15 protein-coding genes are annotated in these 14,888 nt (G+C 67.3%); 8 read left to right on the plus strand and 7 right to left on the minus strand.

The window, feature by feature from the left end:
* The first annotated feature begins 224 nt into the window (after window positions 1-224).
* The 7 genes from AC1VNM_RS01240 to AC1VNM_RS01270 all read left to right on the plus strand — a co-directional run bounded on the left by AC1VNM_RS01240 (window position 225) and on the right by AC1VNM_RS01270 (window position 8,144).
* Window positions 225-2,942: a TonB-dependent receptor gene (locus AC1VNM_RS01240; RefSeq protein WP_483105588.1), complete on the plus strand. Its 2,718-nt coding sequence runs from the start codon at window positions 225-227 to the stop codon at window positions 2,940-2,942.
* Between the two features lie 74 nt (window positions 2,943-3,016).
* Window positions 3,017-3,730: a 2OG-Fe(II) oxygenase gene (locus tag AC1VNM_RS01245; protein ID WP_483105589.1), complete on the plus strand. Its 714-nt coding sequence runs from the start codon at window positions 3,017-3,019 to the stop codon at window positions 3,728-3,730.
* Between the two features lie 586 nt (window positions 3,731-4,316).
* Window positions 4,317-4,955, plus strand: a complete 639-nt coding sequence (locus AC1VNM_RS01250) for an energy transducer TonB (protein WP_483105590.1) — start codon at window positions 4,317-4,319, stop codon at window positions 4,953-4,955.
* Between the two features lie 101 nt (window positions 4,956-5,056).
* Complete coding sequence (locus AC1VNM_RS01255) at window positions 5,057-5,908, plus strand: MotA/TolQ/ExbB proton channel family protein (protein ID WP_067269348.1); 852 nt, start codon at window positions 5,057-5,059, stop codon at window positions 5,906-5,908.
* Between the two features lie 28 nt (window positions 5,909-5,936).
* Window positions 5,937-6,365: an ExbD/TolR family protein gene (locus AC1VNM_RS01260; RefSeq protein ID WP_067269350.1), complete on the plus strand. Its 429-nt coding sequence runs from the start codon at window positions 5,937-5,939 to the stop codon at window positions 6,363-6,365.
* A gap of 12 nt (window positions 6,366-6,377) precedes the next feature.
* Window positions 6,378-6,809, plus strand: a complete 432-nt coding sequence (locus tag AC1VNM_RS01265) for an ExbD/TolR family protein (RefSeq protein ID WP_431102407.1) — start codon at window positions 6,378-6,380, stop codon at window positions 6,807-6,809.
* Between the two features lie 84 nt (window positions 6,810-6,893).
* Entirely contained in the window at window positions 6,894-8,144 is a 1,251-nt protein-coding gene (locus AC1VNM_RS01270; RefSeq protein WP_483105591.1) for a hypothetical protein, read from the plus strand.
* Window positions 8,145-8,289: 145 nt separating this feature from the next.
* On the opposite strand, the gene AC1VNM_RS01275 is transcribed toward AC1VNM_RS01270, so the two are convergent.
* From AC1VNM_RS01275 to AC1VNM_RS01305, 7 genes are all read right to left on the minus strand, one after another.
* Entirely contained in the window at window positions 8,290-9,048 is a 759-nt protein-coding gene (locus AC1VNM_RS01275; RefSeq protein WP_088405199.1) for a 3-hydroxyacyl-CoA dehydrogenase, read from the minus strand.
* 103 nt (window positions 9,049-9,151) lie between these two features.
* On the minus strand, window positions 9,152-9,805 hold the full coding sequence (adk, locus tag AC1VNM_RS01280) for an adenylate kinase (RefSeq protein ID WP_377156464.1): 654 nt from the start codon (window positions 9,803-9,805) through the stop codon (window positions 9,152-9,154).
* Window positions 9,806-9,952: 147 nt separating this feature from the next.
* Window positions 9,953-10,711: a 3-deoxy-manno-octulosonate cytidylyltransferase gene (gene kdsB, locus AC1VNM_RS01285; protein ID WP_483105592.1), complete on the minus strand. Its 759-nt coding sequence runs from the start codon at window positions 10,709-10,711 to the stop codon at window positions 9,953-9,955.
* Complete coding sequence (locus AC1VNM_RS01290) at window positions 10,708-10,911, minus strand: Trm112 family protein (protein ID WP_483105593.1); 204 nt, start codon at window positions 10,909-10,911, stop codon at window positions 10,708-10,710. The genes kdsB and AC1VNM_RS01290 overlap by 4 nt, the downstream gene beginning before the upstream one ends.
* Window positions 10,892-11,947 (minus strand): tetraacyldisaccharide 4'-kinase, encoded by a 1,056-nt coding sequence (gene lpxK, locus AC1VNM_RS01295; protein WP_483105594.1) that lies wholly within the window; start codon window positions 11,945-11,947, stop codon window positions 10,892-10,894. Before lpxK ends, AC1VNM_RS01290 begins: the two co-directional genes overlap by 20 nt.
* Window positions 11,948-11,984: 37 nt before the next feature.
* On the minus strand, window positions 11,985-12,398 hold the full coding sequence (locus AC1VNM_RS01300) for an ExbD/TolR family protein (RefSeq protein ID WP_297530697.1): 414 nt from the start codon (window positions 12,396-12,398) through the stop codon (window positions 11,985-11,987).
* Window positions 12,395-13,099 (minus strand): MotA/TolQ/ExbB proton channel family protein, encoded by a 705-nt coding sequence (locus AC1VNM_RS01305; protein ID WP_377156458.1) that lies wholly within the window; start codon window positions 13,097-13,099, stop codon window positions 12,395-12,397. Before AC1VNM_RS01305 ends, AC1VNM_RS01300 begins: the two co-directional genes overlap by 4 nt.
* Window positions 13,100-13,427: 328 nt before the next feature.
* Here AC1VNM_RS01305 and xseA point away from each other — a divergent pair, with 328 nt between their 5' ends.
* A complete protein-coding gene (gene xseA, locus AC1VNM_RS01310) occupies window positions 13,428-14,792 on the plus strand; it encodes an exodeoxyribonuclease VII large subunit (protein WP_483105595.1) in 1,365 nt (454 codons plus the stop codon).
* The last annotated feature ends 96 nt before the right edge of the window (window positions 14,793-14,888 follow it).

Genomic DNA, 14,888 nt, shown 5'->3' on the forward strand with positions numbered 1-14,888 from the left:
GCAACGCGTGTCGCAATGCGCACTTTGGTGTTTACCCGCGTTTTCCTGCCAGAAACAGGCTAGTCACGACTTGCATAGGGAGATTACGGGGGATTCCTTTTCGCAGCCGACAAGAAACTGGCCCGGCCCTGACCCGGGAACACCGCTCGGAGGGCGCTGGCCGAAACCCCGGCCGCCCGTGTTCCCGGGAACAAGTCACAAGTGTTTCTGGATAAGGAGTCCTCATGTTCAAACGAAAGAGCATCAACGCCGCTGCGCTCCTCGCGCTGGGCGCCATTGCGCTGCCGGCAGTTGCCCAGCAACAGCTCGACCGCGTGGAAATCACCGGTACCTCGATCAAGCGGATTGATGCCGAGACGGCACTGCCGGTGAGCGTCATCTCCAAGGACAACATCGACAAGACCGGCGCGTCGAACGTGCAGGAACTGATCGACCGCCTCAGCTACAACAACGGCGGCGGCATCGCGCTGGGCCAGTCGATCGGTGACTCCTCGGCGACCGGTCAGACCGGTGCCTCGCTGCGCGGCCTGGGCCGCGCCCGTACGCTGATCCTGCTGAACGGCCGGCGGATGCCGACTTACCCGTTCTCGGGTCAGGGCGTGGATCTGAACTCGATCCCGTTGGCCGCGATCGAACGCATCGAAGTGTTGCGTGACGGCGCGTCGGCGACCTACGGTTCCGACGCCATCGGCGGCGTGATCAACTTCATCACCCGCAAGGACTGGCAGGGTGGCGAGTTGAGCGTCGGCCTGGAGACGCCGCACAAGGTCGGCGATGTGTTCTCGTTCTCCGCCGGCGCCGGCGTGGGCGACCTGAGCAAGCAGCGCTTCAACCTCATGGGGACGGTCAATTACCAGAAGTACGACCCGATCCGCGCCATGGACCGCAAGTACGCGTCCACTGGCAACCGGCCCGACCTGGGCATCGTGAAAGACTCGGGCAACACCTTCCCGGCCAACAGCTTCACTTCGGACGGCACGTACATTCCCGGCGCCTCCAACTATCCGAACTGCGCCCGTCCGGACAGCTTCTCCAAGCCCGGCAGCTCGGTCTGCCGTTACGACTACACGCACTACATCGACCTGGTGCCCGAGCAGGAGCGTTACGGCGCTCTCGCCAAGGGTACGTTCGCGGTCGACAACGACAATTCGTTGTTCGCCGAGGTCTCCTACAGCCGCAACGAGATCACGCTGGGTTCTTCGCAGACGCCGTCGACCACCACCGGCAAGCCGGACTACTTCTACCCCGCCGGCGGCAAGTGGTATCCGACCGCCGCGGTGGACGCGGTCGCGCCGGGTTATCGCGGCGACCTGTTCATCAACTGGCGCATGGTCGACGGCGGTCAGCGTCGCGACAAGGTGACCAGCCAGACCACCCGCACCGTCGTCGGCGCCGAGGGCACACTGGCCGGCTTCGACTACAAGGCCGCCTTCGTCTATGCCGAGGGCAAGGCCAAGGATGACTTCGTGAGCGGCATCTACTCCGATGCGGCCCTGGTCAAGGCGCTGGCCACCGGCCTGATCAACCCGTGGGGCCCGAACGACGCCGCCGGCCTGGCCGCGCTGAAGAGCGCCGAACTGTCGGGCAACAACCGCAGCTCCAAAACGAGCAACACCGGCTTCGACTTCACGCTGTCGCGCGAGCTGTTCAACGTCGGCGCCGGCAATGCCGGCGTCGCGTTCGGCGGCGAGTTCCGCAAGGAGAAGTACAACGACGGCTACTCCGACATCGCCGGCTCCGGCGACATCGTGGGCGGCTCTGGCAACGCCGGCAAGGTTCAGGGCGAACGCGACATCAGCGGCCTCTTCGCGGAAATGAACTTCCCGATCCTGAAGACGCTGGAACTGAACGCCGCCGTCCGCCATGACCGCTACAGCGGCACCAAGGGTGAATCGCGCGACGGGTCGTTCTCGTCGCCGAACCTGTCCTCGACCAGCCCGAAGGTTTCGCTGCGCTTCAACCCGATGAGCGGGCTGCTGTTCCGCGCCTCGGCTGGCAAGGGCTTCCGCGCCCCGGCGCTGGACAACATGTACGCCCCGTCCGCCGGCACCAACACCGGCGGCAACTGGGACGATCCGTTCTACAAGACGATCAACACCGGCGTCGACCCCAAGGACGGTCTGACCAAGGACGGTTGCACGCTCAAGTTCAACGCCAACTTCTGCAACACGCAGCTGACGGCGGTGAACAACAGCAACCCGCAGCTCAAGCCCGAAAAGTCCAAGACCTTCACCCTAGGTCTGGTGTTCGAGATGATCAAGGACACCACCTTCGGCGTGGACTACTTCGACATCCGCATCACCAACGGCATCCGCGCGCTGACCGGCGACGACATCCTCAAGGACTGGTACAAGAACCAGACGGGCGCGACGACGAGTTCCTCGGCGTATGCCAACCGTCTGGTCCGCGATCCGGCCACCGGCTACCTGTCGTTCGTGAACGCGTCGCAAGAGAACGTCGGCAAGTCGCATGTGGCCGGCTTCGACCTGAGTGCCCGGACCCGCATCCGCACCGAGTGGGGCAACTTCACCCCGGGCTGGGAAGGCACGATCCTGACCAAGGCCGAGGAAACCAACGTCGTGACCGGCGACATCATCGACAAGCTCGGCAAGTACGACGTGGGCGGCCCGGTGATCCGCTTCAAGCAGACCTTGACGCTGGACTGGGACAAGGGACCATGGGGCGTCGGCGTCCGCTACTATCGCCAAAACGGCTACGAGGACTACGAGGCTGCGGGCAAGGTCAAGGCCTATGGCCTGACCGATCTGCAGGCGCAGTACCGCGGCGTCAAGAACATGACCTTCACGGTCGGTCTGCGCAACCTGTTCGACACCAAGCCGCCGGTCACCGTCCAGGAAGACTACTTCCAGGTCGGCTTCGATCCGACCTACGCCGATGTGAAGGGCCGTACCTTCTATCTGCGTGGCGCCTACAAGTTCTGATCAGCTGACGCGGATCCGAACCGGCGGGCCCTTCGGGGCCCGCTTTTCATTGATCACCCAGGCTTCGACCCGTCATGGATTACATCAACCCCTCGCTCGACTTCGATGCCCTGGGCCACACGCTACGGACGCGGGGGCGGGTGCAGATCCGCGACTTCTTTGCCCCGCAGGTTGTCGAGGCCCTCGAACGCGCGCTCCGGGCCATCGACTGGGAACTCGTCTACCGAGATGCCCAGGGCGACCGGCGCCTCACCGGCGAGCAATTGCGCGCGCTGACGCCGCCGCAGCGCATGGATCTCAATGAGGGCATCCACGCGGTGGCTCGCCGTGGCTTCCAGTTTTCCTTCTTCTCCGATTCGCTGGTCCACGCCGTGCACCAAGGGCGCACCGACCTGCTCGCCAGATTCATGCTCTGGATGGCCGGAGACGAGTTCCTCTCGCCCATGCGCGAACTGAGCGGTGACCCTCAAATCAATGGCGTCTTCGCGCAGGCGACGATGTACTCGCGCGGTAACTTCCTGACCACCCATGACGATCATGTGGACCGCGAGGACCGCCGGATCGCCTATGTGATCAACCTCACCCGGCACTGGCGTCCGGATTGGGGCGGGATGCTCCACTTCGCGGCGGAGGATGGATCGGTACTGGATACCTACTTCCCGCATTTCAACTCACTGTCACTGTTCACGGTACCTCAGCGACATTTTGTCTCCTATGTGCCGCCATTCGCCATGGCCGAACGCCAGGCGATCACCGGCTGGTTGATTGCCGCTCCGAAAGCGGCCTGAGGACGCCGGCTGGCACAAGGATTGCCTCGTACGCAGAGCAGTTCGTCTGGTAACGGCTTTGCGGGTTAGCCCTAGGATTCCAGGGGAGGGGGCAAGGGGGCATACCAGTAGAATACCAGGGTCGATGCACTTGACCGTTGGACGGCGCACCCGCTGTAACCGCAGGTGATTCGTGCGATGGGCGATGCGCGCATGCTCGGGCAAACCCCATGGCTTGCGGCTTGTGCATGTCGTTTATGATCAAGGTCGTGAAAGGTGGTCGAATTCTGTAGTTTTGCTACAGAATTTTGACTGATCCTCGAGACGCCCGCGGCCACAAGCTGACGGGCATTTTTGTTGAGTCGGGTTCGTATCGTGCCCTGGGTTTTCGAGTCTTCGTGTGTCCCTCCTGCCTTCGGCGGGGCGGCGGTCCGTGGCGCTTCGGCGATGTGGCACCGGTCGTCTCCGCCGCTCGCACAGCCGGCAAGACAGGCGCTGCTGACCCCAGGTTGCGGCGCGAACGCCTGATCCGACCAGACGCTGTGTTGAGTCGAACTCCCCTTGTAGCTTCGATGAAAGAAATTCGCAGTTTGATGAAGGAGCGCGCATGAACTTTGCGCAGGATAAAGCTGGGTCATCGCGCGTGACTGGCATCGGCATCGTCATCGTCATCCACGCCCTGATCATCTGGGCGCTGGCGAGCGGTCTGGCGACCAAGATCAAGGAGGCCGTCAAGGGCCCGATCGACGTCAAGGTCGTCGAGGAAAAGGTCAAGCCGCCGCCGCCGCCCGACAAGGTCGTGCCGCCCCCGCCGGACATCAAGGCGCCCCCGCCGCCGTTCGTGCCCCCGCCCGAAGTGGTCGTGACGGCTCCGCCGCCGCCGACGCAGACGGTGGCCGTGCAGTCGACGACGCCGCCCCCGGCGCAGGAATTCCGTCCGGCGCCGCCGCAACCGGCGCCCGCGCCGCCGGCTCCGCCGTCGGACCGCCCGCGCTCGGCGATCGGCAACTGCACCAAGATGGCCAAGCCCGAAATGCCGGCCCTCAACTGGAGCGGTACCGCCAGCTACAAGGCGACCTTCACCGTCAAGGGCGGCAAGGTGGCTGACGTGACCTTCACCGCCTTGCGCGGCGCCAACGACCGCAAGGCCGAACGCGCGCTCAAGAACGCCATCCAGGCGGCGCTGACGGAATACCAGTGCACGGACGCGATCCTCGAACAGGAATTCGTGTTCAACATGGAATGATCCGCGGGACTGTCCCACCCGCGATCGATCGAACACGGGGCGCCTGACGCGCCCCGACCTCTCAACCTGAGTTCAAGACTTTTCTCGTAGGAGCACCCTCCATGATCTCTCGTCTGTCTGCCTTGTTTGCGGCCGTCGCCTGCGCCGCGACCCTGGCCGTCTCCCCGCTGGCCGCCCAAGCGCAGGACCAGGCTGCCTCGGCCGCCGCCTCCGCCGCTGACACCGCCCCCGCTCCTGCCGACATCGCTCCTGCCGCCGTCTCCGAGCCGGCCGCCGCCAAGCCGGTCGACAACCCCTACAGCCTGGGCAACATCGTCGCCCACGGCAACGTGGTCGACCAGGCCGTGCTGGCCATCCTGGCCATCATGTCCATGGGCTCGTGGTACATCCTGTTCACGAAGCTGTGGGACACCTCCAAGATCTCGCGTGAAGCCAAGGACGTCCGCGCGTCGTTCTTCAAGAAGGCTTCCCTGCAGGAAGGCCTGAAGAGCCTGAGCGAATCCGGTGCGTTCCGCTTCATCGCCCAGACCGGCGTGGAAGCCTCGGAGCACCATGAAGGCGCCCTGACCGAGAACATCGACCACAACACGTGGGTCACGATGAACATCGACCGCGCCGTCAGCGAAGTCAACACCCGTCTGCAAGGCGGCCTGGGCTTCCTGGCGACCGTCGGTTCGACCAGCCCCTTCATCGGCCTGTTCGGCACGGTGTGGGGCATCCTGCAGGCGCTGACGCAGATCGGCGTCGCCGGTCAGGCTTCGATCGACAAGGTGGCCGGCCCCGTGGGCGCCGCGCTGATCATGACCGCCATCGGTCTGGCCGTCGCCGTTCCGGCCGTGCTGGGCTACAACTGGCTGGTCAACCGCAACAAGACGGTGATGGGCCAGGTCCGTGCCTTCGCTGCTGACCTGCACGGCGTCCTGATGGGCAGCCGCAAGGTCGCAGGCCGCTAATCCGCACCGCAGTTTCCGGAGACGCAATATGGGGATGAACGTAGGTTCGTCCGGTGGCGACGACGAAGTGGTCTCGACCATCAACACCACGCCCCTCGTGGACGTGATGCTGGTGCTCCTGATCATCTTCCTGATCACCGTGCCGGTGGTGACGCAGTCGGTGGGGGTGACCCTGCCGAAGGAGACGAACGTCGTCCGCGTCACGAAGCCGGAGAACATCGAAATCGCGGTGACCAAGGATGGCGACATCTACTGGGGCGTGCAGCCGGTTCCCGACGTGGAAACGCTGGTGGCGCGCCTGAAGAAGGTGGCGGTTCTGAATCCTCAGCCGGAAGTTCACATCCGCGGCGACGACAAGTCCCGCTATGAGAACGTGGGCAAGGTCATGGTGGCGTGCCAGCGTGCTGGCATCATGTCCATCAAGTTCGTCACCGAGCCGCCGGCTCGCGGTGGCTGAAGGAGCTGAAACATGGGTATGAACGTTGGAAGCTCCAGCGGCAGCGACGAGCCGGAAACCATGCTGGACGTCAACACGACGCCGCTGATCGACGTGATGCTGGTGCTGCTGGTGATGCTGATCATCACCATCCCGATCCAGCTGCACTCGGTCAACCTGGACATGCCGCCGCCGAACAACAATCCGCCGCCCAACGAGCCGGTCGTCCACGAAGTGGCGATCGACTTCGACGGCACGGTGTTCTGGGACGGCGCCGCCGTGCCGAACCACGCGGCGCTGGAGGCCAGGATGTCCGAGATCGCCGCGATGCCGGACCAGCCGGAAGTGCACATCAAGCCGAACAAGCTGGCCGAGTACGGTTACGTGGCCAATGTGATGGCGTCGGCGCAGCGCCTGGGCGTCAAGAAAATGGCGATGGTCGGGAACGAACAGTTCCTGAACTGAGCCGGATGACCGCCTGATCGGTGTCTGACCAGAACGCGCCTGCCCGAAAGGGCGGCGCGTTTTTCTTCTTTGGAGAGCAAGCGAATGAAACTCAAACTGCTGGCAACCGCCGCTGTCGGCGCCGCTGCGCTGGTGCTGGGCTCCACGCCCGAAGGCAGCCTGAGCGTCCTGTCCCAAGCCGCCGCGCAGGTGCGTCCGCAAGTCGGCGGCGCCTTGAAGGCCGCGTCCGATCTGCTGAAGGCGGGCAAGGCGCAGGAAGCGATGGCCAAGATCCGCGAAGCCGAGGCCGTGCCCGGCCGCAACGCGGACGAGAACGCGACGCTGGAAGGTCTGCGCCTGTCCGCCGCATCGCGCCTGGGCGATGCCGACGGCATGGTCAAGGCCTATGACGCGCTGAGCGCCGCCGGCAAGCTGCCGGCCGCCAACAAGCTGCCGACGATGGAAGCCATCGCCGGTACCTACCTGCGCGCGGGCAACGGCGCCAAGGCGCTGGAGTGGGTCAACAAGTACAACGCCGCCGGCGGCAACAGCCCGGCGATGAAGCAGGTCCAGGCCGCGGCGCAGCTGCGTTCGGGCGACGTGACCACGATCCTCAAGGACACGCTGGCCGACATCTCCGCCGACGAGAAGGCGGGTCGCGCGCCGTCCCAGGACAAGCTGAACACGGCGCTGTGGGCGGCCAACAAGAAGGGCGACGGCGGCACGGAATCGGTGCTGATCCAGAAGCTGCTGAACTACTACCCGACCAAGCAGCTGTGGGCACAGTCGCTGGGCACGCTGCAGGCCAAGAAGGGCTTCGCGGCCGGTCGTTATCAGGTCGACGTGCTGCGTCTGCGTCTGGTCACCGAGAACATGACGGGGGCCAACGACTACATGGAGCTGGCCCAGCTCGCCGGTGCTGCTGGCTATCCGGAAGAAGGCAAGAAGGTGCTGGACAAGGGCTTCGCCGCCGGCGTCCTGAAGCCGACCGACGACAACGCTCGTCCGAAGCGTCTGGCCGATCTGCTGGACAAGCGCATCGCCGAAGCCAAGGCGGGTGCAGCCGAGGCCGAGAAGGCTGCCCGCGGCGCCCGGGAAGGCGACGAGCTGGTGAAGGTCGGCTTCGCTCAGGTGCAGCGCGGCCAGGCCGCCGCCGGCATCAAGCTGATGGAAGAAGGCATCGCCAAGGGCAACCTGAAGCGTCCGGATGACGCCAAGCTCTACCTGGGCCTGGCGCAGTTCCTGGGCGGCGACAAGGCCAAGGCGCAGGCCACCTGGCGCACCGTCAAGGGCACCGACGGCTCGGCCGATCTGGCCGGCCTGTGGTCGGTCTACGCGCGCAGCGCGAAGCACTGATCCCTCCGCCTCGCGATCCGGTCCGCCGGGTCGCGATCGGCGCGATCCAGTGAGAAGGCCTCCCGGCTTGCGCCGGGAGGCCTTTTTCGTGGGCCGATGATTCGATGATCTGTGGATCAGCGGCTCGTCGGCGTCGACACCAGGGTCACTTCGGCGCCATGCGGATCGCGCCGTCCAGGCGGATCACTTCGCCGTTGAGCATGTCGTTGGTGACGATCTGGTGGACCAGCTTGGCGTAGTCCTCCGGACGGCCCAGGCGCGACGGGAAGGGCACGCTGGCGGCCAGCGCGTCCTGCACCTCCTGCGGCATGCCGAACAGCATCGGCGTGCCGAAGATGCCGGGAGCGATCGTCATGTTGCGGATGCCGTTGCGCGCCAGGTCGCGCGCGATCGGCAGCGTCATGCCGACGACGCCGCCCTTGGAGGCCGCATAGGCCGCCTGACCCATCTGACCGTCGTAGGCGGCCACCGAGGCCGTCGAGATCAGCACGCCGCGCTCGCCGGTGGCTTCCGGTTCGTTCTTGCTCATCGCCTCGGCGGCGAGGCGGATCATGTTGAAGCTGCCGACCAGGTTGACCGTGATCACCTTCGAGAAGGTCGCCAGCGCATGTGCGCCGTCCTTGCCGACGGTCTTGGCGGCCGGCGCGATGCCGGCGCAGTTCACCAGGCCCATGAGCTTGCCCAGCGAGACCGCCTTGGCGACGGCAGCCTGGGCATCGGCTTCCTGGCTGACGTCGCACTTCACGAAGGCGCCGTTCAGCTCCTTGGCGAGCGCCTCGCCGCGTTCGACCTGCAGGTCGGCGATGACGACCGTCGCGCCTTCGCGCGCCAGCATGCGGGCCGTGCCTTCGCCGAGGCCCGAGGCGCCGCCGGTGACGATGAAGACCTTGTTCGCGATGTCCATGGATGTCTCCTTCCGAGTTGTTGGTTGCCGTTGACGTAAACGTCAATTGTCGACGAAAAAATGGTGGCCACGCGGGCCGCCATGATCACGGGTCGGAGTGAGTTCAGCTCAGCGCGGCGAGGGCGCGGCCGGTGATCTCGTCGACCGTGCCGATGCCTTCGATGCGACGGTACTGCGGCGCCTGTGCGTCGCCGCTGGCGGCCCAGCTGGAGTAATAGTCGACCAGCGGACGCGTCTGGGCCTGATAGACCTCCAGGCGCTTCTTGACGGTCTCTTCCTTGTCGTCGTCACGCAGGATCAGGTCCTCGCCGGTGACGTCGTCCTTGCCCTCGACCTTGGGCGGATTGAACTTGGTGTGGTACGTGCGGCCCGAGCCGACATGCACGCGCCGTCCGCTCATGCGCTCGATGATGGCGCTGTCAGGGACGTCGATCTCGAGCACGAAGTCCAGCTTCACGCCGGCGGCCTTCATCGCGTCGGCCTGCGGGATCGTGCGCGGGAAACCGTCGAACAGGAAACCCTTGGCGCAATCCGGCTGGGCGATGCGTTCCTTGACCAGGCCGATGATGATGTCGTCGCTGACCAGGCCACCGGCATCCATGACCTTCTTGGCCGCGACGCCGAGTTCGGAGCCGGCCTTGACGGCGGCACGCAGCATGTCCCCGGTGGAGATCTGCGGGATGCCGAACTTGTGGCAGATGAAAGAGGCCTGAGTGCCTTTGCCGGCGCCGGGGGCGCCCAGAAGAATCAGTCGCATGGGTCTCCTCGATATAGGGAGAGGGCGCGCCGCACGGGTCGACGCGCCCTCGAAAACTGCGGGCGAGAATAGCACGCGCTGGCCTACGGCCCGCTGACGCGGCAGGCGAATGAACTGCGGTGTAACCCTGTCGGGCCGGGCCGCGATTCAGCTTGTCATCAGCCTTCTGACGCGTTCGAGGTCCTCGGGCGTGTCCACGCCCGGCCCCGGTCGCTCGGCGCTGACATGCACCGCGATGCGCTCGCCGTGCCACAGCACGCGCAGCTGCTCCAGCGCCTCGATCTGCTCCAGCGGCGACACCGCCAGCGTCGGGAAGCGGCGCAGGAAACCGGCGCGATAGGCATACAGCCCGACGTGTCGTAGCACGGCCTCGGGCTTCACGCGGGCGCCGCCGCTGGGCGCGTCGCGCCACCACGGGATCGGCGCGCGGGAGAAGTACAGCGCCAGGCCCTGGGCATCGGTGACCAGCTTGACGACGTTCGGGTTCGCGAACTCGGCGTCGTCGTCGATCGCGTGCGCGACCGTCGCCATCGCGCATTGCGGCTTCGCGGCGAGCAGGTCGGCGCAGGCACGGATCATTTCCGGCGCGATCAGCGGCTCGTCGCCCTGGACGTTCACGACCAGCGCGTCATCCGGCAGTCCGAGCAGCTCGACGGCCTCCGCCAAACGATCGCTGCCGCTGGCGTGGTCGGCGCGCGTCATCAGCGCGCGGACATTGTGGGCCTCGCAGGCGGCCTTCACCTCGACGGCATCCGTCGCGACGACGACCTGCGCCGCGCCGGCCAGCGCCGCGCGCCGCGCCACCTGCACGATCATCGGCGCGCCGGCGATGTCGGCCAGCGGCTTGTTGGGCAGGCGTGTCGACGCCAGCCGGGCCGGGATGACGATGTGGAAGCCGGTGTTCACGCGGCGTCGCCTTCGGCGTCCGTGGAACGGGCCTCGTTGGCCAGCATGACCGGAATGCCGTCGCGGATCGGGAAGGCCAGGCGGTCGGCCGGGCACAGCAGTTCGCGGTCCGGCAGGCCGGTGCCCGGGGCATTGCGGCGGTCGTCCAGCGGGCCCTTGCAGACGGGGCACACCAGCATCTCAATCAGTCGATGGTCCATGGGGGAGCAGCCGCCGCAGCTCGCGCTGCAACGCCTCTTCAAAAGCGGGTTCGGGGCGGAAGTCTAGCGCCACCACCCAGATGCGGCAGCCCTGCAGCGCCTCCGGACGCAACTTGACGGCGTCCTTCTCGGTGATGACGACCTCGTCGGTGCGGGCCCAGGGCAACGGGTCCAGCGAGGCGTGGTCGGGCAGCGCCAGCGCGCGGAAGTTCAGGCCCTGCTCGCCGAGCATGTCGAAGAAGCGTTGCGGCCTCGCCAGTCCGGCCGCGGCCAGCAGCGGCTTGCCGCGCAGCGCGTGCAGCCGCTCCAGGCGTCCCGGCTCGCCGCGCCACCAGTCGGCCAGCGCGGCGGCCCCGGCCAGTTGGCGGGTGCCGACGTAGCCGGGCAGGGCGGTGCTCGGCCGACCGGTGCTGTAGAGCACCAGCGTGTCCGGCGAGGACCCCGGCGGCGGCGGCAGGGCCCGCGCCTGGCGCAGCGGCCCGGCCGGCAGCAGGCGGCCATTGCCCAGGCCGCGTTCGTCGAACACGAGCACGCTGAGCTGCCGCGGCAGCCGCCAGTGCTGCAGACCGTCGTCCGACACCAGCACCTGGATCCAGGGGCAGGCGTCGAGCAGCGCGCGCGCCGCCGCGATGCGGTCGCGGCCGACCGCGACCGGCACGCCCGCGCGCAGCTTGATCAGGAGGGGTTCATCGCCGACGTCTTCGGCGCGGTCGCCGTCGGCGATCACGCGGACCTGCGCGTCATCCGCACGGCCGTAGCCGCGCGAAATGACCCCGGCGCGGATGTCCATGCGCCGGAGCGTGTCCAGCAGCGCGAGCGTCGTGGGCGTCTTGCCGGCGCCGCCGACCACCCAGTTGCCGACGACGATCACCGGCACGGGGAGCGTCTCGGCCTTCTTCAGGCCGAAGCGGTACAGCGCCACGCGCAGCCGCAGCACCGCGCCATGCAGCGCGGCCAAGGGCCGCAGCAGGTGGGCGAGGCGGTCGTCATCGCGCCAGGCGCGCTGCAGCCGGTCCTCGAGGGCCGGCCGGGTCATGTCCGGTCCCGGGCCATGGCCGCGCTCATTGCGGCAATCATTGAGGTTTGTTGGCCGCGAAGGTCAGTCGCGTGAGGTTGGCGCGGCGGGCCGCGTCCATCGCGTTGACCACCGCCTGGTGCGGCGTGGCCGCGTCGGCGGAGATGATCACCACCGGCTCCTGCTTGCCCTGCGCCGACTGCAGCAGCGCGGCGGTCAGCAGGTCCACGCTGCGGCCCTCGACGGCGTTGCGGTCGATCGAATAGCGGCCGTCCGCCGAGATCGCCACGATGATCTCCGCCGGCCGCTCCTTGAGCTGCTGGGCGTCGGCGGTCGGCAGCGTCAGCTGAAGCTCGGTGAACTTCGAGTACGTCGTCGACAGCATCAGGAAGATCAGCACGACGAGCAGCACGTCGATGAACGGGATCAGGTTGATCTCCGGTTCCTCGCCCTGGCGACGGCGGAACTTCATGCCTTGGCCTTCCCCGAGGCGGGCGCGGCCACCGGCGGCGGAACCGTGGCCGGTCCGGCGTTCACGGCATGGACGCCGGGCATCGCGCGGTTGACCAGGTGGGTGAGCAGACGCTCGCTGGCCTGCTCCATGTCGACGACGTAGGACTCGATGCGACCGCGGAAGTAGCGGTAGAACATCAGCGACGGGATCGCGACGACCAGGCCGAAGGCGGTGTTGTAGAGCGCGATCGAGATGCCGTGCGCCAGCAGCGCCGGGTTGTTGCCGCCGGGGCCCGGGCTCTGGCTGCCGAAGATCTCGATCATGCCGACCACGGTGCCCAGCAGGCCGAGCAACGGCGCGGCCGCGGCGATGGTGCCCAGCGTGTTGAGGTAGCGCTCCATCTGGTGGATCGCATGGCGGCCGGCCAGTTCGAAGGACTGGCGCAGGCGGGTCTCGCCGGCGCGCGGATCGGCCTGCGAGGTGCGCAGCCCGGCCGCCAGGACCTGACCCAGCAGCGAGTTCTCGGCCAGTTTGCCGACGACTTCACCGCTCGGGATCTGCAGCTGGGTCACGCCCAGCACTTCCTCGATCAGGCTGGGCGGCGCGACGCGCGCGGCACGCAGGCTGACGACGCGCTCGATGATCAGCGCCAGGGCCACGACGGAACACAGCAGCAAGGGCCAGATCGGCCAGCCGGCGGCTTGTATGATCGAAAACAAGGCTTTCCCTCCGTACGGGCATCTCCGGCCCGGCGGCGCATTATGGCGCCCCGCAACGCTGGCGCCGACCACTCCGGACCCTCATCACAAGCCCTTACAAACATCCACCGTTCCTGTGGATAACTTTGTGGGCAACTGGTCTCGGAACCGCGCCAGGCCCCGTCGCCAAACGGCAAGGATTAGGCTGCTCCAAAAAAAGGCAGGAAAAAGCTTTTGAAAAACAAGCGCTTATCGATCTGTGACGCGGGCATGACGGCCAATATGGCCCGCGGAGCCAGCATTGACGCGGCTGTGGAGTTCCGGACCCGCGCCGGCATTGGGTTTGCGCATGATTGACGCCCCGAAACCCGCATCACCACGGATGGTCTGGGGGGTCGCGGCCCTGTTGACGGCCCTCTCCGACGCATTGCAGGCCAGATTCCCCGTCATCACGGTGCAGGGCGAGCTGTCGGGCTTCACGCGCGCGGCCAGCGGCCACTGTTATTTCAGTCTGAAGGACGCGGAAGGCCAGCCGGCGATGCTGCGCTGCGCGATGTTCCGGCGCGCGGCGTCGATGGTGGACTTCGCGCCGCGGGACGGGATGACGGTCGAAGTGCGCGGCCGGCTCGACCTGTACGGGCCGCGCGGCGAACTGCAGTTCATCGTCGAGGCGATGCGCCGCTCCGGCGAGGGCGCGCTTTACGAGCAGTTCCTGCGCCTGAAGGCGAAGCTGGAGTCGCTGGGCTACTTCGACGCGGATCGCAAACGCCAGCCGCCGAGGTACGCGCGGCGGATCGGCGTGATCACCTCCACCGGTGCGGCCGCGCTGCAGGACGTGCTGACCGCCCTGCGCCGCAGAGCGCCGCACGCGCGTGTCTTCCTCTATCCGACGCTGGTCCAGGGCGCCGAGGCGCCGCCGGCGATCGTGCGGGCGTTGGCCACGGCCAACGAGCGCGCCGATGCCGAGGTGCTGCTGCTGGTGCGCGGCGGCGGCTCGCTGGAGGACCTGTGGGCCTTCAACGACGAGCGCGTCGTGCAGGCGGTGGCCGAATCGCCGCTGCCGGTGATCTGCGGCGTCGGCCATGAGACCGACATCACCCTGGCGGATCTGGCGGCCGACCTGCGCGCCCCGACGCCGACGGCGGCGGCGGAGCTGGCCACGGTCTCGCGTCAGCAGTGCCTGGAGACGCTGGACGCGCTGGAACGCCAGTTGACGCGCCGGGTCGAACAGCGCCTGGACGCCTCCGCGCAGCGGCTCGACCGGCTGGCCTTGCGGCTCGCGCGGCCGGGCGACGCCCTGGCGAGACAGCGGCGCCGGCTGGATCTGCTGTCCCAGCGGCTGGGTCAGGTGGCGCCGAAGACGGTCTCCCTGGAATCGCAACGTCTGCGTCACCTGGAACAGCGGCTGAACCAGATCGCACCCCGCGCCGCGGCGCTGCAGACGCAGCGGCTGAGACATCTCGCGGAGCGGCTCGACCGGGCACTCCCGCAACAGGCGCAGCGCGGCGCGCACCGGCTGGACGCGCTCGAGGCGCGCCTCCAGGCGCTCGATCCGCGCCAGGTGCTGGCCCGCGGCTACGCCTGGCTGGACGATGGGCAGGGGCGGGCGCTGAGCTCGGTCGACCAGCTCCGCGAGGGTCAGGACTTGCGCGCCGTCCTGTCCGACGGCGAAGCCGATCTGACAGTCGGGCGCGTCGTTCGCCGAGAGGTCTGAGGGCGGTCCGCGCCCTCTGTGGCGCGGTATGCGCGCTCCCGTCAGGGGCATGATTTCGCTGCCTACAATCGCCCGCGACACCCGTCCCACCACCAA

This window comes from Mitsuaria sp. MSU3D (assembly GCF_056867975.1).

What these genes read in the sequence shown, in the direction of transcription:
- AC1VNM_RS01245 (WP_483105589.1), top strand. Translation starts at nt 3,017, where the DNA reads ATGGATTACATCAACCCCTCGCTCGACTTCGATGCCCTGGGCCACACG.
- AC1VNM_RS01300 (WP_297530697.1), bottom strand. Translation starts at nt 12,398, where the DNA reads ATGAAGTTCCGCCGTCGCCAGGGCGAGGAACCGGAGATCAACCTGATC.
- AC1VNM_RS01255 (WP_067269348.1), top strand. Translation starts at nt 5,057, where the DNA reads ATGATCTCTCGTCTGTCTGCCTTGTTTGCGGCCGTCGCCTGCGCCGCG.
- AC1VNM_RS01265 (WP_431102407.1), top strand. Translation starts at nt 6,378, where the DNA reads ATGGGTATGAACGTTGGAAGCTCCAGCGGCAGCGACGAGCCGGAAACC.
- AC1VNM_RS01270 (WP_483105591.1), top strand. Translation starts at nt 6,894, where the DNA reads ATGAAACTCAAACTGCTGGCAACCGCCGCTGTCGGCGCCGCTGCGCTG.
- xseA (WP_483105595.1), top strand. Translation starts at nt 13,428, where the DNA reads ATGATTGACGCCCCGAAACCCGCATCACCACGGATGGTCTGGGGGGTC.
- AC1VNM_RS01250 (WP_483105590.1), top strand. Translation starts at nt 4,317, where the DNA reads ATGAACTTTGCGCAGGATAAAGCTGGGTCATCGCGCGTGACTGGCATC.
- AC1VNM_RS01290 (WP_483105593.1), bottom strand. Translation starts at nt 10,911, where the DNA reads ATGGACCATCGACTGATTGAGATGCTGGTGTGCCCCGTCTGCAAGGGC.
- lpxK (WP_483105594.1), bottom strand. Translation starts at nt 11,947, where the DNA reads ATGACCCGGCCGGCCCTCGAGGACCGGCTGCAGCGCGCCTGGCGCGAT.
- AC1VNM_RS01240 (WP_483105588.1), top strand. Translation starts at nt 225, where the DNA reads ATGTTCAAACGAAAGAGCATCAACGCCGCTGCGCTCCTCGCGCTGGGC.
- AC1VNM_RS01260 (WP_067269350.1), top strand. Translation starts at nt 5,937, where the DNA reads ATGGGGATGAACGTAGGTTCGTCCGGTGGCGACGACGAAGTGGTCTCG.
- adk (WP_377156464.1), bottom strand. Translation starts at nt 9,805, where the DNA reads ATGCGACTGATTCTTCTGGGCGCCCCCGGCGCCGGCAAAGGCACTCAG.
- AC1VNM_RS01275 (WP_088405199.1), bottom strand. Translation starts at nt 9,048, where the DNA reads ATGGACATCGCGAACAAGGTCTTCATCGTCACCGGCGGCGCCTCGGGC.